General features: G+C 41.2%; 19 protein-coding genes. 10 read left to right on the top strand and 9 right to left on the bottom strand.

What is annotated here, in order from left to right; all coding sequences use genetic code 11:
- Nucleotides 1-23: 23 nt before the first annotated feature.
- Both V6259_RS12605 and V6259_RS12600 read left to right on the top strand, forming a co-directional pair.
- Nucleotides 24-692, top strand: coding sequence for a hypothetical protein (locus V6259_RS12605; RefSeq protein WP_341584803.1), 669 nt, complete (start codon nucleotides 24-26; stop codon nucleotides 690-692).
- A 23-nt stretch (nucleotides 693-715) separates the two neighbouring features.
- Entirely contained in the window at nucleotides 716-1,633 is a 918-nt protein-coding gene (locus V6259_RS12600) for a recombination-associated protein RdgC (RefSeq protein WP_341584802.1), read from the top strand.
- Nucleotides 1,634-1,681: 48 nt separating this feature from the next.
- Here V6259_RS12600 and V6259_RS12595 read toward each other — a convergent pair whose 3' ends face one another.
- The 5 genes from V6259_RS12595 to V6259_RS12575 all read right to left on the bottom strand — a co-directional run bounded on the left by V6259_RS12595 (nucleotide 1,682) and on the right by V6259_RS12575 (nucleotide 7,024).
- Nucleotides 1,682-2,725 (bottom strand): hypothetical protein, encoded by a 1,044-nt coding sequence (locus V6259_RS12595; protein ID WP_341584801.1) that lies wholly within the window; start codon nucleotides 2,723-2,725, stop codon nucleotides 1,682-1,684.
- 164 nt (nucleotides 2,726-2,889) lie between these two features.
- Nucleotides 2,890-4,104, bottom strand: coding sequence for a type II secretion system F family protein (locus V6259_RS12590; RefSeq protein ID WP_341584800.1), 1,215 nt, complete (start codon nucleotides 4,102-4,104; stop codon nucleotides 2,890-2,892).
- The gene (locus tag V6259_RS12585) at nucleotides 4,104-5,855 is read right to left on the bottom strand and encodes a GspE/PulE family protein (protein ID WP_341584799.1); all 1,752 of its coding nucleotides are present in this window, start codon (nucleotides 5,853-5,855) and stop codon (nucleotides 4,104-4,106) included. Before V6259_RS12585 ends, V6259_RS12590 begins: the two co-directional genes overlap by 1 nt.
- An 11-nt stretch (nucleotides 5,856-5,866) precedes the next feature.
- On the bottom strand, nucleotides 5,867-6,394 hold the full coding sequence (locus tag V6259_RS12580) for a hypothetical protein (RefSeq protein ID WP_341584798.1): 528 nt from the start codon (nucleotides 6,392-6,394) through the stop codon (nucleotides 5,867-5,869).
- A 99-nt stretch (nucleotides 6,395-6,493) separates the two neighbouring features.
- Nucleotides 6,494-7,024 carry a hypothetical protein gene (locus V6259_RS12575; RefSeq protein ID WP_341584797.1) on the bottom strand — a complete coding sequence of 177 codons (531 nt, stop codon included), beginning with the start codon at nucleotides 7,022-7,024 and terminating at the stop codon, nucleotides 6,494-6,496.
- Nucleotides 7,025-7,422: 398 nt separating this feature from the next.
- On the opposite strand from V6259_RS12575, the gene V6259_RS12570 reads away from it, so the two are divergent.
- The 7 genes from V6259_RS12570 (at nucleotide 7,423) to V6259_RS12540 (ending at nucleotide 12,318) form a co-directional block, all read left to right on the top strand.
- Entirely contained in the window at nucleotides 7,423-7,896 is a 474-nt protein-coding gene (locus V6259_RS12570) for a hypothetical protein (protein WP_341584796.1), read from the top strand.
- A gap of 53 nt (nucleotides 7,897-7,949) precedes the next feature.
- Nucleotides 7,950-8,639: a hypothetical protein gene (locus tag V6259_RS12565; RefSeq protein ID WP_341584795.1), complete on the top strand. Its 690-nt coding sequence runs from the start codon at nucleotides 7,950-7,952 to the stop codon at nucleotides 8,637-8,639.
- A 4-nt stretch (nucleotides 8,640-8,643) separates the two neighbouring features.
- Nucleotides 8,644-10,020 (top strand): hypothetical protein, encoded by a 1,377-nt coding sequence (locus V6259_RS12560; RefSeq protein ID WP_341584794.1) that lies wholly within the window; start codon nucleotides 8,644-8,646, stop codon nucleotides 10,018-10,020.
- A 10-nt stretch (nucleotides 10,021-10,030) separates the two neighbouring features.
- A complete protein-coding gene (locus tag V6259_RS12555) occupies nucleotides 10,031-10,891 on the top strand; it encodes a hypothetical protein (RefSeq protein WP_341584793.1) in 861 nt (286 codons plus the stop codon).
- A complete protein-coding gene (locus V6259_RS12550; protein ID WP_341584792.1) occupies nucleotides 10,881-11,339 on the top strand; it encodes a hypothetical protein in 459 nt (152 codons plus the stop codon). Before V6259_RS12555 ends, V6259_RS12550 begins: the two co-directional genes overlap by 11 nt.
- A gap of 14 nt (nucleotides 11,340-11,353) precedes the next feature.
- Nucleotides 11,354-11,908: a hypothetical protein gene (locus V6259_RS12545; protein ID WP_341584791.1), complete on the top strand. Its 555-nt coding sequence runs from the start codon at nucleotides 11,354-11,356 to the stop codon at nucleotides 11,906-11,908.
- Between the two features lie 104 nt (nucleotides 11,909-12,012).
- Complete coding sequence (locus tag V6259_RS12540) at nucleotides 12,013-12,318, top strand: hypothetical protein (RefSeq protein WP_341584790.1); 306 nt, start codon at nucleotides 12,013-12,015, stop codon at nucleotides 12,316-12,318.
- 241 nt (nucleotides 12,319-12,559) lie between these two features.
- On the opposite strand, the gene V6259_RS12535 is transcribed toward V6259_RS12540, so the two are convergent.
- Nucleotides 12,560-13,720, bottom strand: a complete 1,161-nt coding sequence (locus V6259_RS12535; protein WP_341584789.1) for a hypothetical protein — start codon at nucleotides 13,718-13,720, stop codon at nucleotides 12,560-12,562.
- 48 nt (nucleotides 13,721-13,768) lie between these two features.
- Nucleotides 13,769-15,109, bottom strand: coding sequence for a ParA family protein (locus tag V6259_RS12530; RefSeq protein ID WP_341584788.1), 1,341 nt, complete (start codon nucleotides 15,107-15,109; stop codon nucleotides 13,769-13,771).
- Between the two features lie 369 nt (nucleotides 15,110-15,478).
- On the opposite strand from V6259_RS12530, the gene V6259_RS12525 reads away from it, so the two are divergent.
- Nucleotides 15,479-16,114, top strand: coding sequence for a hypothetical protein (locus V6259_RS12525; protein ID WP_341584787.1), 636 nt, complete (start codon nucleotides 15,479-15,481; stop codon nucleotides 16,112-16,114).
- Nucleotides 16,115-16,182: 68 nt separating this feature from the next.
- On the opposite strand, the gene V6259_RS12520 is transcribed toward V6259_RS12525, so the two are convergent.
- Together V6259_RS12520 and V6259_RS12515 are read right to left on the bottom strand one after the other, a co-directional pair.
- The gene (locus tag V6259_RS12520; RefSeq protein ID WP_341584786.1) at nucleotides 16,183-17,445 is read right to left on the bottom strand and encodes a hypothetical protein; all 1,263 of its coding nucleotides are present in this window, start codon (nucleotides 17,443-17,445) and stop codon (nucleotides 16,183-16,185) included.
- Between the two features lie 4 nt (nucleotides 17,446-17,449).
- Nucleotides 17,450-17,989 carry a hypothetical protein gene (locus V6259_RS12515; RefSeq protein WP_341584785.1) on the bottom strand — a complete coding sequence of 180 codons (540 nt, stop codon included), beginning with the start codon at nucleotides 17,987-17,989 and terminating at the stop codon, nucleotides 17,450-17,452.
- Nucleotides 17,990-18,039: the final 50 nt, after the last annotated feature.

The following is an 18,039-nucleotide window of genomic DNA, read 5'->3' as shown; positions in this document are numbered from 1 at the left end:
AACCTTTCTGAGGCTCTAATATTATGCAAAGTATCTTAAATCAACTTCACGCTACCTACACAAATCACTCAGAGGCCATAGTAGCCACCGTGTCGACCGATCAAATGATCAATGCTACGGGTAACGGTTTGCAGGAGCTTGAAATTGACCCTCGTAACACGGTAATAGCTCAGCGCTGCTTACTTGAATCGTCTAAGCACTTCAGACAGCTAATTAGCTATTGCCCTATCATCAACAAAAAAGGGGAAGTATTGGTATACCTCCGTAAGAAGGGAGGCAACGAATCAGGTCTTCATGATTTGCATTCTATTGGCTTCGGTGGGCACGTAGATGGTGTTGAGGCCCAGTTTAACAGTGCTGGTGGCATAGAGCTCGAACCGACTTTATTGCAAGCTATCGAGCGTGAACTTGATGAAGAGCTTAAACTCAATCTAAATGCGCTTGAGGTTGAGCACCTGGCCGGAAAGTATATCTTATCAAATGAAAACTCAGTAGATGCTGTGCATTTGGGTGCGGTGTCGTTTATTCGATATGACGGACCTACATATAACGGCGAGGTAGACGTTATTGGCATTAAGGGTTTCTATCCACTATCAGATTTGGCTCAGTTTAATCTTGAAAGTTGGTCGTCACTACTAGCTGAGTCAAGCGAACTAAAAGAGTTCTGCGTTAATGTTGCAAAATCAAACTAATTATAGAGCAAGCTATTTCAACCATGATTATTAATAAAGCTTACGTATCAACAATTCAAAACGGTGTCGATCTATCTAAATTCGAATCAGACTTAAAAGATCACATCTTTAAACCTTGTGAAAAATCATCAGCATTCAGTAGCGGATGGGTCCCAGTGATTCGAAATTCTGATTGCTACTTATTGCAAAGCCATGGATGCGGGTTGTTCCGATTTTGTATCGAAACTCGTAAAGTAGACAGCTCGGTTTTAAGTGAAGAGCTCGCTGTGAAAATTAGCAATATAGAGCTGCAGGAAGGGCGTACAGTAGGTCGTAAAGAAAAACGCGAAATACGTGAAGATTTAGAAACTTCCCTTCTTCCATCCATGCATTCCAAAAAAGCCTATATTTACTGTTTCGTAGACACCATATCTAGCTTATTGGTGCTAGGTACCACAAACGCATCGCAGATAGAGAAAATAATTTTCTACTTGGTCGAGACCTTTGGTGATAGTTTGGGTATTCGCCCCCTTGCTCCACAAGCAAGTCCTAGCAAGATCCTGACTGATTGGATTTTAAACAATGAAGCCCCTGCTTCTCTAGAAATACTAAATCAATGTGATGTAGCAGAATCTTCAGAAGACAAGGCCAGTGTTTCGTTTAAAAACATAGAGCCTTTTTCTAGCGAAGTGACTACATTCCTAAATCAAGGTTTTCAAGTGAAAAGTGTTGCTGTGTCCTGGGCTGACAGATTGTCTATTAAATTAAGTGATGATTTAATGTTCCGAAACATTACATATGGCGATTCATTAAAAGAGACAGCTTTTCATGATTCTGAAGGAGGAGAGATGGCGGACTTAGACGCTATGTTTGCAATCACCTCTTTGACGTTGAGAGAGTTTTTATCGAGTTACTTCAAGTGGTTCGATATCGCTACGCCACAGTATGATCAAGAAGCTTAAATTTAAAAAAAACCGTTTATTTGATAAACGGTTTTTTTTGCCCTAACTCTAGTTGCGTGAAAGGTTCGAATCTACATAAGACTCTAGCCAGCCTATTGTGCTGTAAAGACACTCTAGATCCTTTAGGTCTTCTTTATTGCTTGCCTTAGGGCATTGCACATCTTCAAGTACATTGTCGCGTCTCAAAGACTGCACTGATTTTTGACCAAAATCATAGATCAGATCATCACTTAAAAGTATTTCATTTGCCGCCGACGAGTCCAAATACCCTACGGCAACCGTAGCTAATGCAAGTTCTATTGGCAAATTCATGGCGATCAAATCCTCATGATATTCATTGAATCGTTGAGCCATTAGCTCGTAGCCACGCTCTAAATCAATGATATCTTTTTCGACTATCGAATCAGTAAGTTCACCTAGCTGCCATATTTTAAAAGAGCTGTCACAACATCCTTTGTCTAAAGCAGACATGCTGTCACGCGGTAAGGCTTGTTTGAAGTTTTTTGCTCTAATTTCAACAGAAAGAGGATTTGAGCAACTTTGAGTAAAATGCATTTTATGCTTCTTGAAGATCAAGCTATCAATGCCGAATTCCCCCATTCCATGTGATCCACCAGCCACCTTGATGCCTTTATCAATGCACATGGCAATACCCGTATCATCAAGAAACCAAGACGCCTCATGTCTAATTAGTCCTGGATTATTAATCGATACAAAGTCCACCTTAGGAAAAACAGATAAGTGCTCGCCTAAGGTGCTTTTTATTACTTCAACATACACTCTGTCGTCTCTGTATGGTTTCGATAAATGAAGGGGGGTGGATGCTGCCTGCTCAGCATTGATCCCTACGAGAATGATATGCCACGTAATATTGGTGCCAAGTATGCGATTAAGTAGTTGATAGGATTCGGTGAAGAGGCATTCACCTTCTGCTCCCGCAACAACAACAGTTAATGTGTTTTCTTTCGTTAAGTCTGGCCCATATGAAATCAGCTGTTGAGCCAAAGAGATGGCCCAAATACATCGCATTTCTAAATCAAATTGACTCATATTGACATTAAAAAGCTGTCCATTAGATGACAGCTCGCGCATAAAAAATTTTAATTTTTTGTGGTTTTTGATCAAAGTATTTATCTCGTAATTATATAATTCATCTAACTATCATAAGTATGATACATCCATTAGATTAGTTAATACAGGCTGACTAGTGTTAGTTTCGTAGAGGCTCACATTGTGGTGACCGGTCAACAAAAAGCTTAGAGCATGGCTGTTGATGAAATCATTGTTGGTATAATTGAAATTACAGTGAGTCCAAGAGATGCAGCGACCATTATCCCTATGCCGGCCATATCCGTTCTATTAATTACTTTATCGGATTCTGACTTAAACTCTTCCATATAATAATCGGCAGTGGACACCAGTGTCTCTGCTATCTGGATTTTTGTCTCAGCATTCTCAAGGGCCACACGATCCGTAGGGTCAAGTGACTTAAGTGCGTCCGACCATGTTTCGCCATTTCTTGCTGCCCTAGAAGCTACTATCAGTTCATTTGAGAGTTTTCCTGGAGGGAGGCTTTCATGCACTAGTTTCAGTATGTCACCAACGCTCACGCTTGTTCTAAATAGAAATGAAAGCGAGTGACAGGCAACATATATCCTCTGAGACAGCACTGCCTTTTTCACAAACGGCAGCTTAACTAAAAGTTGATCGGCTTGAACTGGGTTGATGCCCTTGTACAGGGTCTGAAGGATTAGTATAAATGTAATATAGGCTCCGACCGCAATAGAACCGTACATAATCCAATCGCCTGCGCTTACTGACAATTTAATTATCGGGTCATCTTTAAGGATGTAAGCAGGAGACATTATTATAGGAGTCAGCACAAAAGAAGAAACCATCGTCAATGCAATTCCCATATAAAGTTGGGTTAAGGCGCCAAACAACTTGAAGTAGTTTGTTTTGGCTTGTGCATTGATCGCCTCATCGAACTTTGCTGCATTAATAAGGCCTTCGTGCATACCTCCGTTTGCGCTACTAGATCGGATAATCGCAGTTATTGTCGGAGGGATATCTTTATTGCATTTGTCTAATGCTTGAGATAGATCTAGTCCAGCCTCTAAGTTGTCTTTTATTTCTAGCGCGACTCTCTTAGGGGCTTGAGGCATTGACTCAGCAAGTAAGGCTAGCGAGGTCGTCAGTCTTTGCTTTGTCTTCACCAAGTTTGCAATGCGACGAAGTATCAGGCTTCTCTCTCGGGGATCAAGCCTCTTTACAGAATAGCTCTTAAACGCACTCCATAACTCTGATGGCGAAAGAAGAACGCTTAAATCCACAGAATCAGCGGAAACAACTTTTAGCGCTTGTATTCCTTCAAGTGCTAAAATATCAAAAACAGCCGTTTTATTTTCAGCTGTTACCATCTCTTTTTTTTCTATTCCGTGATCTATGTAGGTAGCAATGAATTTTGGCACTATCGACCCCCCGCTAAAAACGAACTGTTAAGTGGTTTTACATATAAATTGTTAGAGAGAATATAAAGCCCCACTTCACCATAAGCATTCTCAATGGCATCAGGCCCCTCGCCTTTCTCAAGCATGCTTCCAACCCCTTCTCGTAATAAGTCGCCTTTTGCTGCGTGTGCTACTATCTTCTCTTTAAGTGCGAGATCGCCATTGTCAATTCTGGCTAAGATTCTTGTAGCCTCTTCTCTAAACTCATCAATCACATATTTTCTAGTCGTTACTCGACTAAAAATTTTACCTATTGCGTCCTCACACATGGTTGCCCACCAGATTTCTCCATCAAGCAATCTTTGAAAATCAGTTTCATCATGAATGTATGCACACTCCGATACAGTCGTTCTGTCGATATGGCCAAGCCCACCACAATCAGCGCACTCCTCGTCATTAACGATTTTTTCGCCAAAGCATGTTCTACACGCAACTTTAATTAGCTTTTGGGCTAAAACACCACGTAGCAAATCTTTGTATTGCTCGGGCCGAATCCCAATTGTTCTAAGTCGGCCAACGACGCTTTTAATAGTTTGGCAGTGCAGGGTGCCCAAAACCGTATGAGCAGATTCTCCTGCACGAATCACAATACTCCCTGTTTCCTCGTCACGGACTTCGCCTACAACAATGTAATCAGGGTCCGATCGCAAAAACGCCCTCACCGCGTCCACGAAATTCAGATTATCAAGTTCATTTATTTGCATTTGGTGAACAAAAGGAATTCGGTATTCTATCGGGTTTTCAGCCGTTAAAATGGAGTTTTCAAGCCGATCTAGCTCACGTATTGATGTGTTAAGTGAAGTTGTTTTCCCTGATCCAGTAGGGCCTACAATAAATATTAGCCCATCGGGGCGATTGATTGCCTTTACCCACTCTTTTAGATCAGTAATGCCTAAATATTTTAGCTTTGTTACAAGGTTGCTAGGATCTAGTATACGAACTGTTGCGGTATTCCCGCCTTCGCATGGGATAGTTGCAACACGGAGGTCGATTTTTACTCCGTTATATTCGTAAGTAAAACCACCATCGCCTGGGTGTAATTTGTCAGAGGTGTCAATTCCAGACAGCTCTTTTAGCTTTGACATTAGCTTATGGTATTCTTCAGCTGAACCTGATTGGATCATGCTTAAATCGCCAAGGTACCGGCCTTGTACGAAATAGGTGTCAGAGACCAGCATTAGTTTAAAGTCTGATACGCCCATGGCGATAGCCTTTTCAAGCAACCCACCGATATCGCTTTGCTGTCTTGTTCTATTGGTTTTTAACTTGGTAAGCGTTTCGGAAATGAGGTCCATAGATGTGGTTCTGTGGACAAGACGGGCCTTTCGGTAATGCTTTCTCAGCTTAGCTTCTGCTTCTATCCTATTTCCCATTGTTGAATAGAAAACGACCTCTTTCGCTTCCATAAGAATTATGGCGCTAAGCTCTTCAAGGACATCAACGGGACAGCTCGGAGTCATACACACTTCGTCAGTTATGCCGTCGAAGTGGTTTTCCTCTAGCAAAATGTCATATAGCTCTATATCAGTTACAAACCAGTTTTCTACAAGTATTCGGCCAAGCTTTTTGTTTGGATGTTGCTTTTGTTGTAATAGTGCGACTTCGAGCTCGTGCGGCTTAATTAAGCCCTGATCAATTAATGCCTCGCCAAGTTTTTTGCGAGGCTTGATATATGACTGATGAGCGGGGGAAGTTTGAGATATCGCAGTCATAAAGTTTTTCCTTAGAATTTTTCAACCCAATATGTAACGGCGAGGTTGTGAGCTTCAGCGGCTTTAATATCATTTGTCACGCCACAATTATTAGCGGTAACAAGCTGTCCCACACCAAGGGTGTCTTTTATCGAATCAAATGCTGAAAGTGTTGAAGATTTTGGGTTACCTCCTGAAAGGCAAAAATAAGCTCCCGTGGCATTGGTGTCATAAGTCCACGTCATACCATCGACTGGGTGCGGCAAAAAGCCATGACTAGGAAATATAGTCGTGCGCCAATTTGAGTTTGTTGGGTAGTTTGTAAACGTAACGTAACATGCCTCGTAGTCCACGCCTTCAGGACTTGTAAGCGTTTGACAAGAGAGTGCTGGGTTCGCTTTTTTATAAGATAACCAAGACGCTCTCAGATCGGTATAAATCGTTTCTATCCCATACTTCGCGCGTATTTGCAGTATTTTCGTGGGATTTATGATGGAAATTGAACCCGCTGCAATTAAGGCTTGAAGGAATAACGCAAATACTAATTGCTGAATCGGCATTGTCTGGCCTAGTCGTTGATGTGTTGAGTGACCTAAAAATAAGAAAAGCGAAGTGAGAGCCACTTCGCTTTTGTTGCGTTCTTGTCTGTTTGATTAAAATTACAGTTTGTAAATTGCTGTAGCTTTGTCGTCAATAAGAGCGCATGACCAGCTATTTATATTAGGTTTGCCAATATATGTATCGATGTCATCAGCCGATAAGTTCTTGTAGCCATCTTCATCAGTCTTATCAAGTGTATCATCGACAGGAAGGCCATTGATGCTATTACAAACAGCATCGGATACGCCATCGACCTTTAAGGCTACAGGCTTATTAGCCTTACCAGCATCAGTTACAAGGGTGTAATCGGCAGAGCCGGACTTGTCCTTAAGGATATCTTCATCAGCTTTGGGTACGGCAGATATGATATGTGCTGTGTTTAAAGCATCAAGATCGGCAGGATATTCTCCTTGCTCCATATCGTATTGCGTGATGCCGTCACGCAACTGAACCATGGTAGTTAACATAGTGTTTTGTCTAGATTTCGCAGCGGCGGTTGCAGTTTGGCCCGAGCCTAAATATTGGTAACCAGTTGCGATGACTGCACCAAGTGCGATGGCCATGATTGCACCAAGGAGTTGCGGGTTCATTTGAAATTCCTCACTTTATGTATGTATGTGGTAGTTGGCTGCTTCTTAATCAAATTAATAGCGGTAATATAAATAGGTCAATTAACCATATTATCGATTATATCAACATTGTTTACGATTAGAAGACTGTTTTGCGTAATATTAAGATTTTGATCTAGTTAGCATGTAGCTATGCCCTCAATGCTAAGATTGAAAGCTGAGCAATTTTTCTCTTTAAATTCAGTTACATATGAGGTTTTATTTAAATTTATTTGTCCGTTGACAAAATGAGATATTTTAAAGAAAGGGCATAAAATAAATTAATGGTGCTAATAAAATCGTTCCTATTATGTTCAATAAGTGTATTAATTGTGTAAAATACGTGCTCATCAATTTAATAGCGCTTACGCGGGGGAATAATGAACACAAATCTCATTGGGGTTATTGCAGCAATCGTGTTGACAGCAATGGGGGCTTGGATTTACAGCTCTTACAACGCGGATACTATGAGTCGAAGTACTAGTTCATATGAAGCTACAAAGATCAGAAATGAATTGGGTATGATTATGGACAATATCGAGACATACAAAGCAATGAATAATGGCGACCTACCAGTTTCTATAGACGAGGTTGGCGAAAAAAATAGCGAGGAAGACTTAATTGCAGCTTTGCAGAGCACTGTCGGTACCGCAAGTCTAAAGGTTGATTTTCCTCAGGATTGGATCATTGCGAGAAACTCTGAAACGAATGATTTGATGCTTTCAGTATCTAACGTGGCTGAGCGTACTTGCAAAGCGCTAAACGTCAAGTTGAAGATCACATCCTCCATGGAGGATCCGATTCCTGCTTGCAGCATAACTGATACAGAATATTGCTGCGATTCGACACTATAAAACCCAAACTCCGCCAACTTATCTATCACATTAAACTTACTGGTCTCCAAAGTATGAAAGACAAATTAAAGGTTTCGCTATTAATTGCGCTTACTTGTGGCGCGGTCAATGCTTATTCTAGCGGATTTCCGACAAGCCAAGAGCAAAAGTTCGCAACTAATAATGAGTTGAATTCATTGGCTTCTAAGCTTAGCGCTTTGGAGGTAATCATAAAGAAACAAAATGAAGTTATTGACACTTACCGCAATAAATCAAATATAGATAATGTGAACTCACAATCAAGTTTGAATGGTTTTAGTGATAAAGGCGATGAATCTCTAAATGGTGCAGAGGTCGGCGTTATCATTGGTGTAATAAATGGGATATGCATATGGAAGGATACACTTTCAATAACCCATTCAACAACTGGGTGCCCAGAAATAAGTAGCTCCCCATTCATGGATATCGATGTAGATAAAACCGGCAAGGCGGCACTCTTAGGTGAATCCGCTATATCTAAAGGGGTTAGCGCTGCTAGAAAATATTCAGAATTGGCAATCAAAAAGCCCTTAATGGAAGCTGCAGACCATATTCACAATCATACAAGGGACATGTTTGTGTCGAATTCCGGCGCTAGTGCGTCTGGTAAACAAGAGTTTAGAGAGCTTGATGGCCAGCAGATTTCTAATCTAACCAAAGTGGAGCGGGATAAGTACTTTAAACAGCGTGACATCATTCATAAAAAATTAGAGTCTGGAAGTTAATGATATGAACATAGTAAAAAGCGTTACAGTTGCGTCCATTCTCATTGCTACCGCGTTTATGTATGGTTGTACTACCAATGGATCTATGCAGCAATTTGATGCCAGTTCATCTCCAAAAGAAAACACTTCCGATCCAGCTTTACCTGATGGATGGGACTCTTCACCTGCGTACTTAGAAAAAGTCTCCAGTACTCCTCTTTTTGAGATTAAGAGAGACACTCTACCCTCAGCACTGCTTCATAAAAAGATGAACGTTGATTTGAAAGGCGACATAACTCTTACTGATCTCGCTGATGCATTAACGCAGATAGGAATTCGAACGTACGCAATTGGTGATGAAACAAAAAAAATTACTATCCATCTTGAAAAGTTCAAAGGTGAACTATGGGAGGTGTTTGATATAATCCGGAATACCACCAGCATTGCTCCTTATTATCGATCAGGGGTGCTTTATTTGGCTGAGTCTAATACATATGCAATCTCGTCTTTTCCAAATAAAGAATATCAAAACGCCATGAAGGGGACGTTAGAATCGCTCGGAGCAAAAGATGTAATCCTCGCAACAGACATTGGTGCGGTTTTCTTTAATGCTGACTCAAAGACTCTTGAGATAGTAAATTTATATCTAGACGCGCTGAAGAAAAATGCAGCCGTCGTTAATCTACAAGTGGCCGCAATCAATGTAACTCTGAATGATGAGGTGGCAAGAGGGGCTAATTGGGAAGAGCTTAGTTTGCTTCTATCAAAAAACACAACCGATGATTACAAAAAGGATATCGCTTCATACTCAATAAACAAGGGGGTTGGCAATGTGGCGTTAGCTGGTAAGAATTTGAGCATAAAAGCTGTCGTTAACGCGCTTTCAAAATATGGCGTGTCCAAAGTTAGTCAAAACACGCTATTAAGTACGCTGACAGGCAAAGAAATATCGCTTGAGTCAATTACTTCCACGCCCTATACCGATGCCACGAACTCGACCACCACTTCCACTACAAGCACCACAAACACTGTTGATAGTTCAAGCACGAGCATTGCTTTCCTTGACATAGGCTTTGTCTCGAAAGTGACGCCTACATACACTTCAGATGATAGATCTGTGATGTTAGACATATCTCTCAATCTATCGTCACTTGTGGCTATGCGTGAATTCGACGGCGGCGAGATCATTGTTCCTGAGACTACTAAGCAAAATCTACTAGCGACAACAAAAGTTGACGCGGGTGAGACAGTCCTCGTCGGTGGACTTATTTATGATACAGAGTCCACAAATTCCAGCACCTTATTTAATTCTGACTCTATTCGAGGTGGCAACAAGAAGCACACAAAGCGCGCTCTATTTTTGCTTGTTCGACCAACAGTTATAGCGTTTAAGCGCATATAAGGAGCAATACGTGGCTAATACGAGCACCTTTGAAGGTAATGCACAGATTGATAACAAGAAGAATAATGGGAATATCAAGGGCATGGAGAGAGTCGACGTTATTACACACAAAAGCAGTACTGATTTTGCTGGAAGTAGTGACGATGTAATCGAAATGACAATTTTTGGTCGAGTAACAGGTAAGAAAGTTAATGCATTGGCTTATATGCGATCTCAAGCGCACTTGTTGCTTAAGCTAGATAGTCATTATTTTTTCGACATAATGAAGTTAGAAAATAAATCTTGGTTGTTTCAGATAAGTACTACCCCTTTGGATGGAAGCTACCTAACAGATTTAGTATCAAAAGCAAAAGCTCACAAAAAAAACAAAACTGATATGCACAGCTTTATTTACAGACTCGTGGTTAATGACTCTGTCAGTGTTTATGTCGATAGCCATATTTTCCCAGAAGATGGCAGAAAGCTAAATTGTATGCTCGTACATGCCGATGAAGCCCACCATTATTCGAGCACAATTCAGCGTGAAAAAGTGATCGACTTGATACCTGATACAAAGCGGAAATTGACAGCCATTAATACGCCGTCCATTACTTCGTATCACCTGTCTACGCTTGTGTTTGGCTTGAGCCTGATAATATTTGTCGCTTCGTTGGGATATTCAGTTATGGCAAGTTACAAAGAGGTTTCCAAGAATCTAATGGTGTTAGAGCAAAAGCAGCTAATAAAGATAGAGGTTGAGAGTAACATGGCAAAGAACACTTTATCCCCTATCAGTACGCTTCACAAAATCATAGGCATGGATGATAAAAGATGGCGACAAATAAACTACAACCCTATCACTCATAACTGGAGCGCTACGCATGTCGATTAAGGAAAGGCTAGCTAAGGGCGTAGCCGAAGAGCAAAGATCACATAAGCTTAAAGCAAGAAAGATATTTGCTTGTGCGGCGGCAACCCTTCTCTTAAGTGTTGTGGCTTTTCTAATACCCCAGTCCTCCCGTTTTGTAGATGGGCTTAGTGGGGTCATACACGAAAACAATGCGCTTCGACCTTCGGCTTCAGAGCTATCACGAGCTGAACAAGTATGCTTTGAAAAATCAAAGGATATTAGCGGTGCAAAGCTTATATCTAGCGGAAGCAAAAAGTTCATCCTGAAAGCCTCAATGTCTAGGCTTGAAGAGGATGGGTATGTAAGTCTCGTGGGCGAACTATCTAAGACGATGGCTGATTGTGGCGCGCTAAACGCTATAAAGAGCATGTGTGTAGGAATCGCATGCTCAAAAGATGGTGATGTTGTAGCTACAATTTCATTTAATTAATTTTGGGTCAGTCTATGAAAATGAATAAAATATTTAGTCTTACTTCCCTTTCTATATTATGCGTCATTGGCGTCAGCGGCTGTGTTAATAGTTCAAGTGTCTTGAATAAGGACCTTGAGAGAATGACTGCTAAAACACGACCGGAAGCTTTCATGAAATACACGCCAACAGCAAGCTCTAAGTTTGTGAATAAGTGTAGTGATAGGATGGCCCTACGTAAAAACTTGCGACAAGATGAGTGGAGGTTCTTGCAGGGCTCCACGTGTAATGGAGCAAGAGTTTATTATTTTCCGAAAGCGTCAGCGGCCCTACCACAATCGGATGCTAAAGATTTGAAAGGGGTATCTAAGTCCATACTTTCGATTGAGTCACCTGTGGTAAAAGTTATTATCTTTACGAGTAACGAAGGTGGCTATCAAGCCAATAAAAGTATGTTTGACTTAAGGTCTGCGCAAATTCGGCGCCTAATAACAGGGACTAGTCATGACCTTACTATAACCTTTTACTGGGGATTAAATGGGGGTGAAGTGAATGGCAAATCCGCCCGTAAAACTCTGATTTCATGGTAGGTCAATTTAAAGTTAAAAAGGGAGCCGCTAAGGCTCCTTTTTTATATCTCACCGGTACTCATCATGCTTAACGCGCTTAATCAATGGCGGTAAGATGCCGATAGATGAGTTACCGTGTGATGATTTTAGAGAATCCAAAAATTGGTGTCGCACATACTAGAATTAACAGTTTTAAGATGCTTGATATGGTGATCGGGGTGAAAAAAAGATGCTTAGCTTTTACGTATATCAGAATGAGTCCGATCGACAAATATAAGGCTCCAATCACTGCAAGACCTGGAGCAAAGAAAGAAAGCAGCATAGGTATTGCGTTGGCCAAAACGAACAGAATGTTTGTGTTCAGGATGAATGTAAGTTGGGACATTGGATTTAATGCCTTTGATGAATTTCTGGCATTAAATCACATATAAAATGTTCTTGATAGGCTAAAGGCGCCCATGAGGCGCCTTAGTTAGGAATTAGTTCAATCGTCGCTTCTTCGCCAGCTTTAAGAGAGCTATTCGTACAGGCTTAGAGCAAGTTGCTATAACAGAACTAATGTCTTCGACCGGCATGTTCCAAAAGTCACAAGCCTTAATATGGGCTGTAGTTGCGCTTGATTTCATTGCTTCCATTTTCGTCACCTATCAATCAACAAGTTAATTTTCGAAATTATTTGGCTATTTTGAGAGCATCGATTTCTTTAATGGTCTCATTCATTCGTTGTTCAAGAGTATTTAAAATGTCCAATGCTTTTTCATAAGCATCCTCGTCAAATTCTGATCGATCAAGGTTGATATCGGCCTTGGCTTTCGCGCCTTTCTTGGTTAATTTAATAGACACGACCGGTTTTGACTCTGCATTTTTAACGTCACTTTTCAGTTCTTTTTTCAGGGCAGCATTAAGACCGGAAATAAAGTTTTTCCCCTCCCCTATGCTGTTGTGAACCTCTAGAGCGATCTCGCTTAATCGCTCTAGCCCGTCATCCCAAATATTTTTCGACTCTTGCTCAAGATTATTTGAAATTCCACCACCATTTAAAGAGCTTTGCTGTACTTGAATCGCTAAATCGTTCCCCGTGTAGCCTTTTAGAAATACACCAATCGAGGATGCTATTTCACCTTTAATGTCTCCAAGATCGGTCACATAGGGCGACAAGATCTTTATAATTGACTCTGCATAAAAACACATTTGAAGTTTCAGGTTAAAAGAATCACGATTGTATTTGCGTTTACGCATAGTGTGCGTTTCTACCAAATTCTGAAACTGTCTTCCGGATATGATTTCAGCGCCTTGTACATGCTCTAAGTATAGTTGGTGAATGCGAATGGAATCTTCGAACCAACTAAACAGCTCGTTTGAGTCAGACAAATCACGTAGACGATCTATTACCCATTCATCGCCTTTTTTAATAGTATAGATTTCAGCATTTACATTAATTTCACGATGATCGTCATCATTTTTTGCGTACAAATAATCAGCTATTTGAATCCGTGTCCAGCCGTTCGCGGCATAGAAAGTGCCTTTTTCGTGCCCTTCTAGCTCAAAGCTTTGATCATTCGGGTCAATCATGTATAGCGTCACAGAATCTTGAATAACGCCTGTGTTTTTTATATCTTCAAAGTAGGATCGGTTAGTGAATTCGGTGCCAATAAAGCGACGAACGTTTTTAGGTGAGCGCATAATAGTACGAAGGTCCTGAGGTAAAAACTCACGACTGCGTACGTTTACTTCTGCTTTTACAATGTCTCCGCCTTCGTTAACAGAAGTAAATTCACGAGTTTTAATCGCTTCTACTGTACGATGGGTGCGTTTTCTAAAATCTTTATTCATAATCAATCTCTAACCAATCTAATATTTTTTAAATTAAGCTTGTTTGGCTTAGTGAGTGTCTTTGCCGCAAAATGTATAAATCAAATCTTTTATTTCACTGACCCAATCATTAACTTGCCCCATGGTGTCATTGAAGACTTTACTGGACATAAGGCGGCGATCGAGAACGTCTTTTTGAATAAAGTCATGCACTGTTACATTAGCCTCAGCAGCTAATGAGAAAAGTGGAGAATGGGGCATGTGCTTAGTCATCAATAGACCTTTAGATACCTGCAACAAATGGCGACGTGACTCTTCATGAATTCGGTTAGCCGGATTATAGTTGGTTAAAATCATGCGATAGAATTTAAAGTGTCCGTCTCCAGAAGGAAAATATGGAAGGCGCTTAGAAATACTATCCAAATAGTTGGTTGTGCTAGATATGTCATATCGAGACGCGCTAGTTGGAACAAGCAAGCCGTCTGCCGAGTCGATGGCCATCCAAGAGTAAATGCTATCCTGTGGTGGAGTATCGATGATAATAATGTCGTACTCTTCTTTAAGAATCGGAATGATCTTTTGAGAAAAACGCAGTAATAGTTGTTCTTGTTCTTCGTCTGATAGTACGCCGTATTTGTCTGTTAATCGCTCGTCAGATGGGAATCCAGCCAGCACGTCATAATTGGAAAGATGCGTAGGCATAGGCGTATTCTTAACGATTTCTACAAAGGCCTCATCTTCTGTTATGCCGTCTAGAAGGTAGTCATCCATAACGATATTGTAGTCCGCATCGGGACGATTGATTTTCTCGCTCGAATGATGGCGCTCTAGATCCCCCAAAACCAAGTCTAATGCGGTGAGTTGTATAGCATTAGGGTCAACTTGAGAGGTATCAATGTTAGCCGAAGACACCGTACCTTGTGGGTCCAAGTCAACTACAAGTACACGAGGACGCATGCGAACATCTAGAGCAAGACCGGACGCGAGCGTTGCTACGACAGTAGATTTGGCCACACCGCCTTTGTGAGTTGATATCGCCAAAACAGTCGGTTCAAATTGATCTGAAAACTTCGGCACTCCAAACCAATCCATGAACTTAAGGACATCATCGTGAAAAAAGCGATGTCCGCCGCCATATTCGAAATGCGTACCGATGACCCCAGCTTCCTGGGCCTCTTCCAGCTTGTTGCGTAGAACAGTTCCGCTAATATTTAACATGTCACGCAAACTATTCTTAGTTTGCGAGTGATTGATTGCCACGCGCTCTGCCGTTTCTTTACGGTTTCGAAGCTCAGCTTTCGGGATTGCTCGATACATTTCTGTAAGACTGTGTCGAAGATTTTTGAGGGAGCTTGCATGCCCTTCAATTTGCTTGGCAACCATGCTTGGCTCGATGTCGCGTTCAATCATAAGTACCTCAATGTCAATTAGTTAAGATAGGGCTATTAAATCACTCGCTTTAAGACTTGTCCAGCATTCTTTGTAAAAAAACATAATATCAGGACAGGTGTGTTGATTTTGTGACAAACTTAATAAGCTGGGACTACTCGTCGTGTGATGGGACGAATATATCTGAAGTTTGGTTGATACTTATACAGGTCTCTCTCGATTCATGCCGTCATCATTACTAATAAAAGATAAATTGTGACTAAACTACCACTTATAGGCGTAATTCCGTTGTTGGTGCGGTCTGATAATCCGAAGTATCGGAGAAAATTAATTATAATTATGCGAAAATGGCATCATTATAATTAATATTCATTTTCCCACTGGATCATTATGGCAAGACAAAAATCTATTCCGCTAACAAATCATGAAGTGAGTGAGTTGATCTCTGTAAACGAACAGGCCACTAAAAGCGAATCAGTAAAATATGACCCTCTGTTGCGAACTGCTTTTCTGTGGAGTCAACTTGGGTGGGGGCTTACACCCTTAGAGGCTTCAATGCTGAGGATTGCAGATACAGCCTTCTCTAACGGGTCTATGGCTATTAAGTCGAACGGTAGGACCTTATATGCACCGCCACCAGCATTTAGTATATTAAATCGCTATTATGAATGGCGCTGCCTTAAGGGCTCCGATAAACATGATTTCTTCTTTGAGGGCGGAAGTGGTTCACAATTCAAAGTGATAGAAGTGGACAACAAAGGCAGCAATAAATCACCTTCGCTCCGCCCTACTGAAGCCTATGGACTGTTAAAAGAGGCAATGGGGCTCGCCAGCATCAAAGAATCATGCTCAGTGCTATCTCTTAAAGAGACGCACTTAGAGGGTTTGTTTAAAGCTGGGGCAAGTCCTGATGAGATTGCCACATACATGAACATGAACGTGATCGTGGCGAGAAGGAAAAGAGAGATCTTTTATTCACGGTTATCGATCAAGGAAAGAATTTCCGAGCTCTACCCTGCTCTATAGAACAAAAGACATAAAAAACCTTGAAATCAGTAATGAAATTCAAGGTTTTTATAGCGCCCAGAATATTGCTAAGAATCTTTCTCCATCTTAATTATCAATACCATCGCTTTTGCTGTCCCGTCTGGCCCTACCCCTTTATCTTTATTTCGGATTATGCCATTACCGGCACCATCTTCTGTTAAGACATGGAAAACCGGCGTGTTGATATCATGAATTTTGCTAGACATAAACTGCACCTGGTGACCGTTAGGTTCTTTGATAGAGAAAGTGTAGTCGGTATTTACTTCATCAGGATTGCCATCTATTGCAAAAGAGTTTGCTGAGAAAGTGATATCTGAGCCAGCTTTCTGGAAATGTAAATTTTCTCCACTGAAAGACAGCTGCTTCACAGATTCAATATAATCCGGATTGTCTTCTTGATTGATAATTGGCTTGCTCAAGTCAAAGAAGGAAAGTCGCGCTTTGTCGAGGTTTTGGCCGCTATAAATGCCACTTTGGCTGCCTAATTCCTTCAGGAACTTTACAGCAGCAAGCCCATTAGCAGACTTATTGTTTAAGTCAGCCTCAATGAATGACGCCTCGTAATGGTAGTGTTGAACGGGCTGTAAGGCTATATTTTGAATCTTAGATTTGATCATGGAAATGTTGGGCGGAAAATCATGAAGCTCTAAAATTCCTCGTTGGCCATCGGTTACAGACATGTAGCTAGAACCACTTTTCGATCCATACATAGTCAATATGTTTTGCACGGCTGAAAGGTAGGGTTTCGAAGTGTTAGAAAATGAAATAGTTGCATCATCAAGTGCGCTAATAATGACGCCCTGATCCTTTCCATCATCATACACAGACCAAGTTAGGTCAAATCGTGTATCAATGGCATCAAGCCAGTACTTTAGGGTTTGCTTGTATCCATTAAGCACCATCATTCCGGTTTCAACGTGACTTTTATTGTCATCTTTAAAGTAACCGTCGTCGCGTGAGATAGCGCGTTTTGCGTCATCGCTTAACTTTATGTTGACCTTGTATAGCTGTTCCAAGGTGGTCACCACTACACTTGCGGGTAGAGGTTTTTCCTCATGGAAGCTAAAGCGCTTATCGACTAGAAAACTTGGCGTTAGATCCTTTGAAGAGCCCCACTCAAACGGACCAAAATCGAAAGTATCAGAAATCTCGACCGCCTGTTGTTTTTTAGGGCCTAATTCCATTAAAACCGGTACCGGTTTCGGTGCTACAGCAATTCTAGTCTCAGGGTGTGGATTGAATGAGGAGCATGCAGAGACGGCAGAGGCGACTGCGCAAACTGAAAATATTTTCACATAGTTCTTCATCATTAGCTTAGCCCTTTTGTTCTACAGTAATGGTGTTCATTAGGGTGTTGATTCGGATTGTAATTGGCCAATGGCTTTCCTTTGCGGCAAGTCCGAGTCGTGTTGCCGCTTCGAAAATAGTTCCATTAAAGCTGTAGCCGTAATGGAACACGCCTGGGCCTGCATCCTTAGGCCAAATTAGTTTCACTTTCTCGGCAGATTGCGAGTTGTGGATGTCTACCCAACTTTCTAAATTTTCTTTCAATGTGATTCGGTCATCTAAAATCCATGATGAAAAGAGGTCTGCTGAAGGATGACCACCTGAAATCTCCATGCTACCGCCACCAGCTAGTGCGTTTAAATGATCAATTCGAGGCTGGTTTTTCCCGCGTAAATCAAACTTATTCAAGTAGGGGCCAGCATCTAATTTCTGATCCATTACTGAATACTTGTCGCTGCTACTAAACTTAATCACTGTTTCAGCCTGTGCGGCTGCTGTAATGCTACTAACTAATAACGTAAGAGCCACGGTTTTCATGTCTATCACGTTTTTTATGTACTGCTTCATCTATTCACCATCACCTAATATAAGGGCGTTTATTTCAATAAGAGCCTAAT

The sequence above is a fragment of the Marinomonas sp. TI.3.20 genome (assembly GCF_038155025.1).
Taxonomy (GTDB): Bacteria; Pseudomonadota; Gammaproteobacteria; order Pseudomonadales; family Marinomonadaceae; genus Marinomonas; species Marinomonas flavescens.
The sequence above is the reverse complement of the archived record's forward strand: the minus strand, read 5'-3'. Positions and strand labels throughout refer to the sequence as shown.

Excerpts from the sequence above, each read along its gene's own strand:
- V6259_RS12605 (WP_341584803.1), top strand. The coding sequence starts at position 24 with ATGCAAAGTATCTTAAATCAACTTCACGCTACCTACACAAATCACTCA.
- V6259_RS12600 (WP_341584802.1), top strand. The coding sequence starts at position 716 with ATGATTATTAATAAAGCTTACGTATCAACAATTCAAAACGGTGTCGAT.
- V6259_RS12595 (WP_341584801.1), bottom strand. The coding sequence starts at position 2,725 with ATGCGCGAGCTGTCATCTAATGGACAGCTTTTTAATGTCAATATGAGT.
- V6259_RS12585 (WP_341584799.1), bottom strand. The coding sequence starts at position 5,855 with ATGACTGCGATATCTCAAACTTCCCCCGCTCATCAGTCATATATCAAG.
- V6259_RS12580 (WP_341584798.1), bottom strand. The coding sequence starts at position 6,394 with ATGCCGATTCAGCAATTAGTATTTGCGTTATTCCTTCAAGCCTTAATT.
- V6259_RS12575 (WP_341584797.1), bottom strand. The coding sequence starts at position 7,024 with ATGAACCCGCAACTCCTTGGTGCAATCATGGCCATCGCACTTGGTGCA.
- V6259_RS12570 (WP_341584796.1), top strand. The coding sequence starts at position 7,423 with ATGAACACAAATCTCATTGGGGTTATTGCAGCAATCGTGTTGACAGCA.
- V6259_RS12565 (WP_341584795.1), top strand. The coding sequence starts at position 7,950 with ATGAAAGACAAATTAAAGGTTTCGCTATTAATTGCGCTTACTTGTGGC.
- V6259_RS12560 (WP_341584794.1), top strand. The coding sequence starts at position 8,644 with ATGAACATAGTAAAAAGCGTTACAGTTGCGTCCATTCTCATTGCTACC.
- V6259_RS12550 (WP_341584792.1), top strand. The coding sequence starts at position 10,881 with ATGTCGATTAAGGAAAGGCTAGCTAAGGGCGTAGCCGAAGAGCAAAGA.
- V6259_RS12545 (WP_341584791.1), top strand. The coding sequence starts at position 11,354 with ATGAAAATGAATAAAATATTTAGTCTTACTTCCCTTTCTATATTATGC.
- V6259_RS12540 (WP_341584790.1), top strand. The coding sequence starts at position 12,013 with ATGAGTTACCGTGTGATGATTTTAGAGAATCCAAAAATTGGTGTCGCA.
- V6259_RS12535 (WP_341584789.1), bottom strand. The coding sequence starts at position 13,720 with ATGAATAAAGATTTTAGAAAACGCACCCATCGTACAGTAGAAGCGATT.
- V6259_RS12530 (WP_341584788.1), bottom strand. The coding sequence starts at position 15,109 with ATGATTGAACGCGACATCGAGCCAAGCATGGTTGCCAAGCAAATTGAA.
- V6259_RS12525 (WP_341584787.1), top strand. The coding sequence starts at position 15,479 with ATGGCAAGACAAAAATCTATTCCGCTAACAAATCATGAAGTGAGTGAG.
- V6259_RS12520 (WP_341584786.1), bottom strand. The coding sequence starts at position 17,445 with ATGATGAAGAACTATGTGAAAATATTTTCAGTTTGCGCAGTCGCCTCT.
- V6259_RS12515 (WP_341584785.1), bottom strand. The coding sequence starts at position 17,989 with ATGAAGCAGTACATAAAAAACGTGATAGACATGAAAACCGTGGCTCTT.